At 63.7% G+C, this 13,369-nt stretch carries 10 protein-coding genes; 5 read left to right on the top strand and 5 right to left on the bottom strand.

All coding sequences use genetic code 11. The features are described from left to right. Positions 1 to 178 precede the first annotated feature (178 nt). From IB241_RS00110 to IB241_RS00090, 5 genes are all read left to right on the top strand, one after another. A complete protein-coding gene (locus tag IB241_RS00110) occupies positions 179 to 2,692 on the top strand; it encodes a TonB-dependent receptor (protein ID WP_192296410.1) in 2,514 nt (837 codons plus the stop codon). 142 nt (positions 2,693 to 2,834) lie between these two features. Beyond that, positions 2,835 to 4,697 (top strand): phytase, encoded by a 1,863-nt coding sequence (locus IB241_RS00105; RefSeq protein WP_192296409.1) that lies wholly within the window; start codon positions 2,835 to 2,837, stop codon positions 4,695 to 4,697. A gap of 46 nt (positions 4,698 to 4,743) precedes the next feature. Next, positions 4,744 to 5,436 (top strand): protein TolQ, encoded by a 693-nt coding sequence (gene tolQ, locus IB241_RS00100; RefSeq protein WP_192296408.1) that lies wholly within the window; start codon positions 4,744 to 4,746, stop codon positions 5,434 to 5,436. Between the two features lie 15 nt (positions 5,437 to 5,451). Continuing rightward, positions 5,452 to 5,898: a protein TolR gene (gene tolR, locus IB241_RS00095; protein WP_192296407.1), complete on the top strand. Its 447-nt coding sequence runs from the start codon at positions 5,452 to 5,454 to the stop codon at positions 5,896 to 5,898. Beyond that, complete coding sequence (locus IB241_RS00090; protein WP_192296406.1) at positions 5,895 to 6,659, top strand: energy transducer TonB; 765 nt, start codon at positions 5,895 to 5,897, stop codon at positions 6,657 to 6,659. The genes tolR and IB241_RS00090 overlap by 4 nt, the downstream gene beginning before the upstream one ends. Before the next feature lie 5 nt (positions 6,660 to 6,664). Here the strand turns inward: IB241_RS00090 and IB241_RS00085 are convergent, their stop codons facing one another. The 5 genes from IB241_RS00085 to IB241_RS00065 form a co-directional block, all read right to left on the bottom strand. Further along, positions 6,665 to 8,785 (bottom strand): TonB-dependent receptor, encoded by a 2,121-nt coding sequence (locus tag IB241_RS00085; RefSeq protein WP_192296405.1) that lies wholly within the window; start codon positions 8,783 to 8,785, stop codon positions 6,665 to 6,667. 312 nt (positions 8,786 to 9,097) lie between these two features. Next, positions 9,098 to 10,042 carry a D-isomer specific 2-hydroxyacid dehydrogenase family protein gene (locus IB241_RS00080; RefSeq protein ID WP_192296404.1) on the bottom strand — a complete coding sequence of 315 codons (945 nt, stop codon included), beginning with the start codon at positions 10,040 to 10,042 and terminating at the stop codon, positions 9,098 to 9,100. Continuing rightward, positions 10,039 to 11,208 (bottom strand): acyl-CoA dehydrogenase family protein, encoded by a 1,170-nt coding sequence (locus IB241_RS00075; RefSeq protein ID WP_192296403.1) that lies wholly within the window; start codon positions 11,206 to 11,208, stop codon positions 10,039 to 10,041. The genes IB241_RS00080 and IB241_RS00075 overlap by 4 nt, the downstream gene beginning before the upstream one ends. A gap of 123 nt (positions 11,209 to 11,331) precedes the next feature. Further along, the gene (locus IB241_RS00070; RefSeq protein ID WP_192296402.1) at positions 11,332 to 12,015 is read right to left on the bottom strand and encodes a peroxiredoxin-like family protein; all 684 of its coding nucleotides are present in this window, start codon (positions 12,013 to 12,015) and stop codon (positions 11,332 to 11,334) included. Beyond that, positions 12,012 to 13,358, bottom strand: a complete 1,347-nt coding sequence (locus tag IB241_RS00065) for an LLM class flavin-dependent oxidoreductase (RefSeq protein ID WP_192296401.1) — start codon at positions 13,356 to 13,358, stop codon at positions 12,012 to 12,014. Before IB241_RS00065 ends, IB241_RS00070 begins: the two co-directional genes overlap by 4 nt. Between the last annotated feature and the right edge of the window lie 11 nt (positions 13,359 to 13,369).

The following is a 13,369-nucleotide window of genomic DNA, read 5'->3' as shown; positions in this document are numbered from 1 at the left end:
ACCCCACATTTTGACCGAGGTCATTTCAGCTCATTTGTTCACTGAGGTGCGCTCCAAACCGCGGTTTACCGGCCTTCGCGCCAGCTCCTGTCACAGAACCGTCATCCCCCACCCCTAGCTTGCCCTCCCAGTTGTCAGGCCTCTTGCCTGGCGCCAACGGATTCTTGGGGAGGATTGCATGTACAAGCGCACCGGGCTCGTCAGCTTCACGCTTACCGCCTTGGCCCTGGCGATTGCCAGTGAGCGGCTCAATGCGGCCGAGGCGGCCACCACCGAGCACGTCGAAGTGGTCGGCCAGGCGGCGGCGATTGATTCGGCGTTGAAGGAGCAGCGCACTTCCGACAGCATCAAGAGCGTGGTGCACGCCGACGGCGTCGCCCAGCTGCCGGATGAAAACGTCGCCGAAGCCGTGCAGCGCCTGCCCGGTGTCAGCGTCGAGCGCGACCAGGGCGAAGGGCGCTTCGTCAGCGTGCGCGGCCTGGGCCCGGACCTCAACAGCGTGACCATCAACGGCACCCTGGTGCCAGCCCCGGAAAGCGCACGCCGCGCCGTGGCCCTGGATGTGCTGCCTTCGGAGCTGGTGCAATCGCTGTCGGTGATCAAGACCTTGACCCCGGACATGGACGCCAACTCCCTCGGCGGCACCGTCGACGTGCAAAGCCTCTCGGCCTTCGACCACAAGGGCCTGTTCTACACAGGTAGCAGCGAAGCCAGCTACGACAAGAACACCAGCCAGACCAGCCCGAAATTCTCCGGCGCGGCCAGCAACCGTTTCAGCCTTGGCGACGGCATCGACAACTTCGGCGTGGCCGCCGCGCTGAGCTGGCAGAAGCGTGACTTCGGCTCGGACAACGTCGAGACCGGCGGCGCCTGGGACTTCACCGACGGCGCCAAACTCAACGAATTCGAACAGCGTGACTACGACATCAGCCGCGAGCGCGCCGGTGGCGGGCTGAACTTCGACTACAAGCCCGACGACCTCAGCAGCTATTACCTGCGCACCCTCTACAGCCGCTACAAGGACACCGAGACCCGCAACTCCACCAGCATCGAATTTGCCGACCCGCTGGCTGCCGGCGAACTGGGCGATGCCGAAGCCAAGCGCAAGTTGAAGAACCGCGAAGAGACTCAGGAAATCCAGTCCTACGTGTTTGGCGGCGAACGCATGCTTGGCCTGTGGACCCTCAGCGGCCAGGCCGGTTACAGCCAGTCCAGCGAAGACAGCCCGGGGCATATCGCCGGTGCGACCTTCGACGGCGGCGACTTCGCCAATAGTGGCTTCTACGACAAGGACAAGCCACGGCCGATCATCGGCGCCGGTTTCTACGACGCCAGCAACTACACCCTCGACAAAGTCGACTGGGAAAAACAGAACACCAAGGACACCGAGAAAAACCTGCGTCTGGACCTGGCCCGCGACTACGACCTGAGCGGCTACGCCTCGCAGTTCAAGTTCGGCGGCAAAGTCAGCCGCCGCCACAAGACCAACGACCTGGAAGCCTGGGCCTACAAGGACTTCGACGACCTCGGTTTCAGCGACGAACAGCTCAACCTCACCCAGTTCCAGAAGGGCAGCGTCGACTACCGCCTGGGCAACTACGGCCCCGGCATCAGCGCCAGTGGTATCAAGCAACTGCTCGGCGGCCTGAATGCGGCGGACTTTTATGACGAGACCGAATCGCGGGTCAACGACTTCACCATCCGCGAAGACATCAACGCCGGTTACCTGATGAACACTGTCGACATCGACGACTGGCGCTTCATCGCCGGCCTGCGCTACGAAGGCACCGAGTTCGACGCCAAAGGCACCGGCGCCACCGACGGCGTGTTCAGCGACAACCACACCAGGCGCCGCTACCACCACTGGCTGCCGGGCCTGCATGCGCGCTACCAGATCGACAAGAACACCCAGGTGCGCGCGGCCTGGACCAAATCCGTGGTGCGCCCGACCTTCGGCCAGCTGGCGCCGGGCTTTGTGATCGACGATGACGAAGCCACCTTCGGCAACCCGAATCTCAAGCCCCTGGAATCGAGCAACCTGGACCTGGGCATCGAGCACTTCATGGGGCGCGCCGGCACTGTCTCGGCGTTCGTGTTCTACAAGGACATCAAGAACTTCGTCTACAACACCGACCTGGCCGGTACCGGCGCCTGGACCAATTTTTCCGAGGCCCACACCTACGCCAATGGCGACAGTGCCAAGCTCTACGGCCTGGAACTGGCCTATTCGCAGAAGTTCGACTGGCTGCCGGCGCCGTGGAACGGCTTGCTGGTCGGCGCCAACACCACGTTCAGCCGCTCCAGCGCCGACATCGAGGGCTTCGACAGTGCCAGCGGCAGCAACCGCAAACGCAATATCAGCCTGCCGAACCAGTCGGACAGCGTCGGCAACCTGATGCTCGGTTGGGAAGACGACAAGCTCAGCCTGCGCCTGTCGGCCAACTACAAGTCGGCCTATTTGTACGAGCTGGCCTCGATCAACGACAAGGCCCACGACCTGCACGTGGATGCGCAGACCTTCGTCGATTTCAGCGCGCGCTACTCGCTGACCAAGAACCTGCAAGTGAGCTTCGAGGCGCAGAACCTGACGGATGAGTCGTACTTCGTCTACACCGGCCATCGCAGTTACAACGGGCAGTACGAAGAGTACGGCCCGACTTACAAGCTAGGCCTGACCTTCACCCATTTCTGACTTCAACACATTCCCAATGTGGGAGCGGGCTTGCTCGCGAATGCGCTGTATCAGTCACCACAGCTGTTACTGAACCACCGCGTTCGCGAGCAAGCCCGCTCCCACAGTAGATCTCCATTGTTTTCAAAGGATTTGTTTGTTCATGAGAATTTCCAAACTGTACTTGCTGGTTGCCCTGGCAATCGGCGCACCTGTTATGGCTGCTGACCTGACCCTGACGCCTTGGGCGACTGGCTTGAATGCTGAGGCCATGGCCTTTGTGAATAGCAATGAACGCCTCACCGCAAGCCCCCGCGACGGCTTGCAACTGGTCGACGCCAAAGGTGCCGAACTGGCCCGTTTCAAGGGCAACTTCAGCAGCCTCGATACCCGCACCGCCGGTTCCCAGACCCTGGTCGTCAGCCTCGACAATGATCGCCAGCAAGCCCTGCTGATCAACCTCGACGCCTCCGCCAAGACCTTCGGCAAACCGCTCTACCTGCCGACCCGCGACTACGCCGTGAACGGCCTGTGCCTGTACCGCGATTCGGCGGCCAACCTGTTTGTGTTCCTGGTGGGTGAAGAAGGCAAAGGTGAACAGTGGCTGGTGGGCAATGGCGCCACGTTGTTGAACGAACCCCAGCGCGTACGCGGTCTGCCGTTGCCACCGTCGGCGCAATTCTGCCAGGTGGACGACGGCGCCAATCGCCTGGTGGTGAACGAAGAAAACCTCGGCTGGTGGGCTTACCCGGCGCACCCGGAAGCGGATGTGAAACGCACGCCGGTGGCAGTGTTCGACAATCCCAAGCGCGAAGCCGGGGCCATGGCGCTGGTGCCGGGTGGTGTGATCGCGCTTGATCCCAAGACGGCTCAACTGCATCTGTTCCAGCAAAGCGGTGAGCGTTGGGTCGAGCAATCGAGCCTGAGCCTGCCAGGCCTCAAGGAACCGGAGCAACTGGCGGTGAGCGGCCAGCAACTGCTGGTGCGTGATGACGACACTGGCAAGCTCTATCAGGGCAAGCTCAACTGGCAGGCCAAGGCGGTGCCGGTCGAAGCGGTGATTCCAGAGGTCGCGGCCGTGCGCCAGAGCGATCCTGTCGGCCGTCAGGGCGATGCAGCGGATGATCCGGCGATCTGGATTCACCCCGACCAGCCGGGCAAAAGCCGCGTGCTCGGCACCAACAAAAAGCAGGGCCTGCTGGCCTATGACCTGGACGGCAAGCTGTTGCAGGAACTGGCGGTCGGGCGCCTGAACAACGTCGACGTGCGCCCCAATTTCAAGTTGGGCACGCAGAACGTCGACCTTGCCGTCGCCAGCAACCGTGATCACAACAGCCTGAGCCTGTTCAGCATCGACCGCAGCAGCGGCGAGCTGCGCGAAGCCGGTGAAGTGCCGACGCCGCTCAAGGCGATCTACGGCATCTGCCTGTTTCAGCCCGCCAGCGGCGAGATCTATGCCATTGCCAACGACAAGGACGGCACCTTCCTGCAATACCGCCTGAGCGCCTCGGACGGCCGCGTGCACGGCGAGTTGGTGCGCCAGTTCAAGGTCGACAGCCAGCCCGAAGGCTGCGTGGCCGATGACCAGCGCCAGCGCCTGTTTATCGGTGAAGAAGACGTCGGCGTGTGGGCGGTGGATGCCCGCGCCGACCAGCCGGCCAAGCTCACCAGCGTGATCAAGGTGGGGCCGCAACTGCATGCGGACGTCGAGGGCCTGGCGTTGTACCAGAGCGATAAACGCGACTACCTGGTGATCTCCAGCCAGGGCAACGACAGCTACCTGGTGGTGGATGCCGAACCGCCGTTCGCCACCCACGGTGCGTTTCGCGTCGGCCTGAATGCCGACGCCGGTATCGACGGTGCTTCGCAGACCGATGGCCTGGAAGTCACTGCGATCAACCTCGGCGGGCCCTGGAGCCAGGGCATGCTGGTGGTGCAGGACGGGCGCAAGCGCATGCCCGAGCAGGCCCAGAACTTCAAGTTTGTGCCGTGGGCCGAGGTGACCCGCACGCTGAAATTGCCGTAACGCGTCATCACCCGGTCATCACTTTTTATTCGAATAGGAGTTCACCATGCACGCGACGATGGAACATATGACGATCTGGGGTTTGATCAGCGACGCCAGCCTGTTGGTCAAGGCGGTGATGATCACGCTGCTGCTGGCTTCCTTGCTCAGTTGGTACTTGATCATCCAGCGCGGCACTGTGCTGCGCCGCCTGGAGCGCCAGTTGCACGCTTTTGTGCAGCGCTTTCGCGCCGCGCCCGACTTGCAGCCGCTGTACCGCGACGCGGTGCAGGCGGGTGAGGGCGGCATTGCGCCGATCTTTATCGCCGGGATCGAGGAATACCAGCACCTGCACAGCCATGATCCGGCGGTGCTCGAAGGGGTGGAGCGGGCGTTGCAGGTGGCGATCACCGAGCAGGAAATCGAACTGGAAAAGGGCCTGCAATTTCTCGCGACCGTGGGCTCGGTCAGCCCTTACATCGGCTTGTTTGGCACCGTGTGGGGCATCATGAATTCGTTCATCGGCTTGTCCCAGGTGCAACAGGCCACGCTGTCCACGGTGGCGCCGGGCATCGCTGAAGCGTTGATCGCCACGGCCATCGGTCTGTTTGCGGCGATTCCGGCGGTGATCGCCTACAACCGCTTTGCGGCCCGTGGCCAGACCTTGCTCACCCGCTACTACGCCTTCGGCAACGAACTGCAAGTGCGCCTGCACCGTACCTTGCGCGGCACGCCGATCAACCTGGCCGTGGCCGCCTGAAAGAGGAGCAAGACGATGCTGACCAGGCCGCAACGCAAGCACGGGCCCAAGGCCGAGATGAACGTGGTGCCGTATATCGACGTGATGCTGGTGCTGCTGGTGATCTTCATGGTCACCGCGCCGATGCTGACCCAGGGCGTGAAGATCGAACTGCCCAAGGTCGCCGCCGAGGCGCTGGCCACCGACACGCGCCAGCAGATCCTGACGTTGTCGGTGAAAGCCGACGGTGGCTACTACTGGAACCTCGGCGGCGAACTCGATACCCAGCACCAGACCGACAGCGCCGTGAGTCTGGACGAAATGGGCGCCAAGGTCATGCAGGTGGTGGCGGCGCGCAGTGACACCCAGGTGTACATCCGCGCCGACGATAACGCCGGCTACGGTCGCGTGGTCGCGGCCATGGCGGTGTTGCAGAAAGGCGGTGTGAGCAACCTGGGGCTGGTGACCGAGGCCCTGCAATGACGGCGATGATCATGCACAGTCCAAGGCTTGCAAGGCTGCCCCGGGACACGGCGGGGTTTTGGCGCAACAGCTTGGCGGCGAGCATCGCGGTGGCGCTGCACGTCGGTGTGTTGGCCGCGCTGATGCTGGGCTGGTCCACGGAAAAACCGCTGGTGGAGGCACCACGGGTGATGCACACCCAGTTGGTGATGCTGCCCCCGGCGCCCGCGCCAGTGCCTGAGCCAGTGGTCGTCGCACCCCCCGCGCCACCGGAGCCGGTTGCCGTGCCGGTACCGCCCAAACCTGTGGTCGATCCACGGATCCAGGCGCAAAAGCTGGAGAAAGCCGCCTTGGCCCGCAAGCGGGTCGAGGACCAGAAAATCGCGCAGCAGCAAGAGCGACTGGCGACCGAGCAGCGCAACCGCGAGTTGGAGCAGCAGCGCCTGGACCAACAACGCCTGGCCGCCGAACGCGCCCGTCCTGCGGCTCCGGCGGCAGCCCCGGCGTTTGACAGCCGCCAATACCAGCCCTTGAGCAAGCAAGCTCCGGACTACCCGGAGCGCGCCCTGGACAAGAACATCGAAGGTGATTGCTCCGTGGAGTACACCGTCAACCCTCAGGGCCGCGTGGAAAATCCGCGGGTGCTCGACGGCTGCCATCCATTGTTCATGCGGCCTTCACTGGCGGCGGCGAACACCTTCCGCTACCAACCGCGCATCGTTGAGGGCAAGGCGGTCGCCGTACCGGCGGTGCGCAACACCTTCCACTACCGCATCAAATAGGCGCCTCAGAGGTCGTAGCGCACTGACAGCAACACGGTGCGCGGGTCGTTGACCGAGTAGTAGCGCGCACCGCTGGACGGCACGTAGCCCACCGATTGCGGATAGGCGCGGTCCAGCAGGTTTTTCACCGCAAGGGTGGTGGTCCAGTGGCCGTCGCCGCTGATGTAGCGGGTGTTGGCGTTCCAGAAGGTTTGCTGCGGCACTTGCTGGATGTCGTCGTTCAGTGCGTTGGCCCAGGACTTGGTCTGGAACTGCGCATCCGTGCCCGCCAGCCACGTGCCCGGCAAGCCGGCCGGGATTGTGTAGTTGAGCCCGACGCTGGCGTTCCAGCGCGGCGAGAACACCAGGTGCTTGCCGTTGGCATCCACGCCTGCGCCGCTGGCGTTCTGGAAGTCGTCGTACTGGCTTTCCAGGTAGCCGAGGTTGGCGGTCAGTTGCAAGTCGCGGCTCAGGGCGGTGAGGGTCTCCAGCTCGACGCCGTAGGTGTGGGCCTGGCCGACGTTGGTGCGCAGGCTCACGCCCAGCGCCGGGTCGTAGGCGTTGGTCTGCAGGTCCTTGTAGTCGTTGTAGAACAGCGCAACGTTGGCGCGCAGGCGCTGGTCGAAGAAGTCACCCTTCAAGCCGGTTTCCCAGGTGGTCACGTCTTCCGGCGAGAACGCCTGCTCGGCGGCGGCGCGGGTCGGTGCACGGTTGTCGTAGCCGCCGGCCTTGAAGCCCTTGGCGACGTAGGCGTACTGGTTCAGGTGCGGGGTCCAGGCGTATTCGAAGCCGAGTTTCGGGCTGGTGGACTGCCAGGACTTGCTCGACTCGGCGGCAAAGTTGGTGCCGGTGATCTGCCGGTCGGTGTTGATCGCGTAGTTGGTGAACTCGAAATTCTTGTGCTCGCGAGTAAAGCGCAGGCCGGCGATCAGCGACAGTTGCGGGGTGATCTTGTAGGTGCCCTGGCCGTAGAGCGCATAGCTTTCAGTGTTGGTGGTGCTGTACTGGCCCTGGCCGATCACGCGGTTGCGTGGGATGGAATAGGTGAGGTTGTCGCGGTCGGCGTCGAAGCGCTCGCGGTACAGGTACAGGCCGGTGCTGAAGCTGAAGGCGTCGTAGTCGCCGTTGAGTTGGAACTCCTGGGTCGCGTAGTTCTGCTTGTAGAGGATCAGGTTGTTCTGGATCAGCGTGGCCTGGCCGGAGTTGTCGTAGTCCACCGGCTGGTTGAACGAGGACCAGGCGGTGACCGACTTGACGTTCAGGTGATCGTCGATCGCATAGAGGGCGCGTAACACCGAACTGCCCTGGTCGAGGCGGTTTTTCGGGTCGAGGCTGCTGTAGCTCTTGAACTTGTCGAAATGCCCGTTGGCATCGAAGGGCGAATAGCTGGTGGTGTCACCGCGGTCAAAGGTGCCGGCCAGGGTCAGTTGCACATCCCACGGCGAATCCTCGGGCTTGTAGCGCAGCTTGCCGCGATAGGACTGGATGTCGACGTTGTTCACGTCCTTGCCCCGCGTCGGGTTTGACACGGTGCCGTCGCGGCTCAGGCGGATCGCCGAGAAGCTGGCGAACAGCGCGTTGTCCACCAGCGGGCCGCTGATCAGGACGCGGCCGTTCTGCGCGTTGTAGTTACCGGCGCCAAGTTCGACGAAACCACGGGTCTCCTGGTTCGGGTCGCGGGTGATCACGCGGATCGCCCCGGCGCTGCTGTTGCGTCCGTACAGTGTGCCCTGGGGGCCGCGCAGCACTTCGACGCGCTCGACATCGTTGAAATCGAGCATCGAGGAAATGGCGCGGGGGATGTACAGGTCGTCGGCATACACCGCTACGGCGGCTTCCTGGATCGGGTCGGTTTCGCCGATGCCACGGATGCCATAGGTCTGCGCGCTGTAGGAGATCGACTGGCGACTGAGGGTCAGGTTCGGCACCTGGCCGGAGAGGTCGCGCACGCTGCGGATCTGCTTGTCGTCCAGGGTCTGCTCGTCGAATGCGGAAATCGCCAGCGGGGTTTTCTGCAGGTCTTCGCTGCGGTGTTCGGCGGTGACATTCACCACCGGCAGGGCGGTGTCATCGGCGTGGGCGTAGACGCCGAGCAAGGCGAGAGAAGCGGCGAGGGTGAGGCGGCTGGGCACACGGGCATGGCTCATGGTGATGTCCTGAGAAAGTGGGGGTTGGCAAGGCCTCCACCTGGTCAGGGGTCGGTGCTGGCTGTAACAATATGGATATGAAAGGCGTCCGTAAAAGTCCGTTTTGTTATATGTTAATTATTAATAATATGCATGGTGCTTGTTATTTAAATGCTATTTTCTGATTATATTTCCGGCTCGCCCAATACCCAATGTGGGAGCGGGCTTGCTCGCGAATGCAGTGTGCCAGTCTATGAATAGGTTGACTGATTCACCGCCTTCGCGAGCAAGCCCGCTCCCACACAAGCCCGCTCCCCCATTTATTGGGTGGTGTCAGGGTTTGGCGAGGTTGGCCAATTCAGAACCGGCCACATAGCGCTCCAGATTCGCCAAGAACGTATCCGCAATCTCATGGCGACTGTGGGTGGAAATCGCCGAGGTATGCGGCGACAACCTCACCCGCGGGTGCGTGTACAGCGGGTGCCCATCCGGCAACGGCTCGGGCTCGGTCACGTCCAGCGAGGCCAAGCCAACCTGGCCATTATCCAGCGCCTGCAGCAACGCCTCCTGATCCAGCAAGCCACCCCGCGCAATGTTGATCAGGTGCAGCCCCGGCTTGGCGCTGGCGAGCACATCGCGGTTGATGAGGTTGCGCGTGGCCTCGGTCAACGGTGCGGCCACCACCAGGTGGTCGGCACGGGCGAACAGGTCGTGGATGTCCTTGGCGGCGTCCACGCCTGCGCTGAAGGGCGCCTGGCTCTGGCGCAACGCCACAACGTTGATCCCCAGGGCCTGGGCTTTCTGCGCCAGGCGCTCGCCAATCGCGCCAAAACCGAGAATGCCCAGGGTGGTGCCCTTGAGCGGGCGCAGCGGGGTGAAGTTCCACTGTGAGTCCTTCACCCAGATGTCCGGCAGGTGCTTGGACGCGGCAAAGATCGCGGCCAGGGCGAACTCGGCCAGGTTGTCGGCGGCACTGCCGCGCGAGGTGGTCACCGGCGGGCCGTTGAACAGCCAGTGCGGGTAGAAATCGATGCCCGACGACACCAGGTGCACCCACTGCGTGCCGTAGGGCCAGCCCGGTGGCGGGGTGTCCGGGGCGGTGTAGCCGCGTACGTTGATCGGCCGCGCCAGCAGGATATTCGCCTGGGATGGCAGGTCACTGGGGACGCCCACGGGCACACCGATGACTTGGGCCTCGGGGTGGATCGCAGCGAGGCGCTCGCGGATCACCTGGTTGAAATCTTCATCCAGCTGGCTGGCAATAATCACCTGAGTCATGTGCACTCCTTTTGGCGTTGGGCGAAAGCGGCCTTGCCGGCGCCTTGCAATACGGCGTCGTCCTGCGGTGTGTGCACGCGGCTGCAGAGCACATCGCGGTAGTGGCGTTGCAGCGGGTTGTGACGCGACAGACCTGGGTTGCCGGAGGCCTCGATGGCCAGCTCGACGGCGCGAATCGCGTTGTTGGTCACCAGGTACTTCAACTGCGCGGCATTCGCGGCCGGGGTGTGGCCTTCGGCGGCGGCGTCGAGCAGGCTACGGTTGGCGAACAGCAGGGTGTCGATATGGCCGACGGTTTCCTGGAAGCGCGGCAGGGTCGACAGCGCCGCGCCGAGGTTGGACGGTTGGCGTTCTTCCAGCCAGTTCACCAGCCAGTCACGCGCCGCCTGGGCCACGGCGTCATAGACCGAGGACAGCAACACCGACATCCACAGGAACCCTTCGGCATCCAGTTCCGGCGACGGCGCGCTCCACGGGCTGACACTGACGGCGTGGTCCAGCGGCACCAGCACGTTGTCGAGCACCACTTCGTGGCTGCACGTGGCGCGCATGCCGAGGTGGTCCCAGGTGTCGATGATGGTCACGCCGGGGCTGTCCTTGGGCACCAGCCAGGTACCCACCAGCGGGTCGGCGTCATTGCTGCGGCCCCACACGCCGAACCAGCTCAGGCCGTGGCTGCCGGTGGAGTAGATCTTGCGCCCGCTGATGCGCCAGCCCTCGGCGGTGCGCACGGCGGTGGTCGCCGGCAAGCCGCCACGGGCCGGGGTGCCGAGGTCGGGTTCGACGCGTAGCGCATTGATCAACCCGCCGTTGCGCACGGCGTCTTCGGCGACTTGGGTGCGCAGGTGCGCGGGCCAGGTCTTGCTGTCTTGCAGGCGCGTGTGTTGCAGGTATTGCATCACCAGGATCAGTGCGGTGGAGGGTTCGCCCTTGGCAATCGCACTGATCGCCTTGCGTGCCTGAGGCAGGCTGGCCCCGCCGCCACCGAGGGACTTGGGCACGGTGAGGGCGACCAGGCCGTGTTCGTGCAGGCGTTTGAAATTGGCATGGGGGAAGGCGCCGCTTTCGTCGTAGAGGTGCGCGGTGCTGGCGAGTTCGGCGCTGAGGCGTTCGAGCAGGGCTTCGAAATTGGCGACTTCCACGGAGCGTAGTGACGGTTGGGTCATGGGAATGTACTCGGTCAGAAATGTGGGAGCGGGCTTGCTCGCGAAAGCGGTGGGTCAGTTAACACATGCGTGACTGATGTACCGCTTTCGCGAGCAAGCCCGCTCCCACAGGAGAGTGTGGGCTCAGATGGCCAGTCGTACGGCTTGATGGCCCAGCAAACGCTCGACTGCCTGCAACACCGGCTCGGCTTGCGTGCGTACCAACCAATCCGGACTCACCTGCACAAACGCCACCGTGCCATCCCTGGCAATCACTACCACCGTCGGCTGCGGCAATTCCCAGGTGCCGGTGCCAGTGGTTTCACCGATGCTGTTGCCCTTGGCCAGCGCCGCGTTACGCGACGCCTCGTCAAAGCTGTAGAGAATCCCCAGGCGCCGCGCGAGGTTGTTGTCTCGGTCACTGGCCACCAGCAATTGCAGGGCGTGGCGGGTCTTGATCTCCACCAGGCGCTCGGGCACTTGCGGGCTGACCGCCACCAGCGGCACGCCGAGCTCGCGCAGGCGTGGGTAGAGTTGGCGCTCGTAATAGGGCAGGGCGATGTTGCACGCCGGGCAGCCGGCAAAGCGGAAGAAGATCAGCACCGCGGGGCCGTCGGCCAGCAGCGACTCGCGGTTGAGTTCGCCGCCTTCGACATTGAGCAGGGTGAACGGGTCCAGCTCATCGCCGACCTGCACGTAGTCGTCGGGGCGTGCTTCAGCCACCAGGCGTTGGCGCTGGTCGATATTGATCTGCAGCGCTTGCGGCGCCCAGGTCGCGACCCGTTCGGCGTGCAGGTCCGCCAGCTGACGGTTGAGGGATTCGCTCATGCCAGCGCCTCCTGTTTTTCTTTCACGTTGGCGACGCTGTAACGGTTGGCCGGTACGTCCAGGCCGAGGTTGTCGCGCAGGGTCTGGCCGCTGTATTCGCTACGGAACAGGCCGCGTTGCTGCAGTACCGGCACCACCAGTTCGGTGAAGTATTGCAGGCCGTCCGGCAGCACCGAGTTGACGATGAAGCCATCGCTGGCGCCGCGCTCGAACCAGGTCTGGATCGCATCGGCGACTTGCTCCGGGGTGCCGACAAAATCACGCTTGGGCCGCGAGAAACGCAGGGCCACTTCACGCAGGCTCAGGCCTTCATCCCTGGCTAACTGCTTGATCCGGTCGGAACCACCTTTTTGGCTGTTGGAGCCGAGGTCGCCCAGTTCCGGGAAGGGTTCGTCCAGTGGATATTTGCTGAAGTCGTGGTCGTTGAACGGGCGGCCGAGGGCGACGATGGCGTCCTCGACGGTGACCAGGTCCACGGCTTGCTGATAGCGGCTTTCCACTTCGGCGGCATCGCGGCCGACAATCGGGCGGATGCCGGGCAGGATCGACAGGCTGTCGGGGTCGCGACCAAAACCCTTGGCGCGGCGCTTGAGGTCCTGGGAATACGCCAGGCCTTCCTCGATGCTCTCTACATGGACAAAGATCGCATCGGAATTTTCAGCGGCAAAGTTGCGCCCGTCTTCAGACGTGCCCGCCTGGAAAATCACCGGCTGGCCCTGACGCGAACGCGCAATGTTCAGCGGGCCCTTGACCGAGAAGAACTCGCCCTTGTGGTTCAGCGCGTGCAGCTTGCCCGGGGTGAAAAATTCGCCGCTGTGCTTGTTGTAGGCGAAGGCGTCGTCTTCCCACGAGTCCCACAGGCCCTTGACCGCGTTCACGTGTTCCTTGGCGATGCGGTAGCGCACGGCGTGGGGCGGGTGCTCGGCCTTGCCGAAGTTGTCGGCGGTGCCGCTCAGCCACGAGGTCACTACGTTCCAGCCGGCGCGGCCGCCGCTGATATGGTCCAGGGATGCGAACTGGCGCGCTACCTGGTAGGGCTCGGTGTAGCTGACGGTCACAGTGGCGACCAGGCCGATGTGGGTGGTGATCGCCGCGAGTGCCGAGAGGATGGTCAGCGGCTCGAAGCGGTTGAGGTAGTGCGGGCTGGACTTGGCGTGGATGTGCAGGCTGTCGGCGATGAACACGAAGTCGAACTTCGCGGCTTCGGCCAGTTCAGTCTGCTGCTTGTAGAAGCCGAAGTTGGTGCTGGCGTCCGGCTGGGCCTGCGGATGGCGCCATTCGCCCCAGCCGTGACCGACGCCGTGGACCATGGCTCCGAGTTTGAGTTGACGTGGCTTGCTCATGTTCTGCTCCT

It is taken from the genome of Pseudomonas sp. PDM05 (genome assembly GCF_014851685.1).
In the GTDB taxonomy this organism is placed as follows: Bacteria; Pseudomonadota; Gammaproteobacteria; order Pseudomonadales; family Pseudomonadaceae; genus Aquipseudomonas.
Note: the sequence above shows the minus strand (reverse complement) of the source record. Positions and strands in the feature narration are given on the sequence as shown.

Bases quoted from the DNA above. Each gene is read 5' to 3' on its own strand.
- IB241_RS00110 (WP_192296410.1), top strand. From the start codon at position 179: ATGTACAAGCGCACCGGGCTCGTCAGCTTCACGCTTACCGCCTTGGCC.
- IB241_RS00105 (WP_192296409.1), top strand. From the start codon at position 2,835: ATGAGAATTTCCAAACTGTACTTGCTGGTTGCCCTGGCAATCGGCGCA.
- tolQ (WP_192296408.1), top strand. From the start codon at position 4,744: ATGCACGCGACGATGGAACATATGACGATCTGGGGTTTGATCAGCGAC.
- tolR (WP_192296407.1), top strand. From the start codon at position 5,452: ATGCTGACCAGGCCGCAACGCAAGCACGGGCCCAAGGCCGAGATGAAC.
- IB241_RS00090 (WP_192296406.1), top strand. From the start codon at position 5,895: ATGACGGCGATGATCATGCACAGTCCAAGGCTTGCAAGGCTGCCCCGG.
- IB241_RS00085 (WP_192296405.1), bottom strand. From the start codon at position 8,785: ATGAGCCATGCCCGTGTGCCCAGCCGCCTCACCCTCGCCGCTTCTCTC.
- IB241_RS00080 (WP_192296404.1), bottom strand. From the start codon at position 10,042: ATGACTCAGGTGATTATTGCCAGCCAGCTGGATGAAGATTTCAACCAG.
- IB241_RS00075 (WP_192296403.1), bottom strand. From the start codon at position 11,208: ATGACCCAACCGTCACTACGCTCCGTGGAAGTCGCCAATTTCGAAGCC.
- IB241_RS00070 (WP_192296402.1), bottom strand. From the start codon at position 12,015: ATGAGCGAATCCCTCAACCGTCAGCTGGCGGACCTGCACGCCGAACGG.
- IB241_RS00065 (WP_192296401.1), bottom strand. From the start codon at position 13,358: ATGAGCAAGCCACGTCAACTCAAACTCGGAGCCATGGTCCACGGCGTC.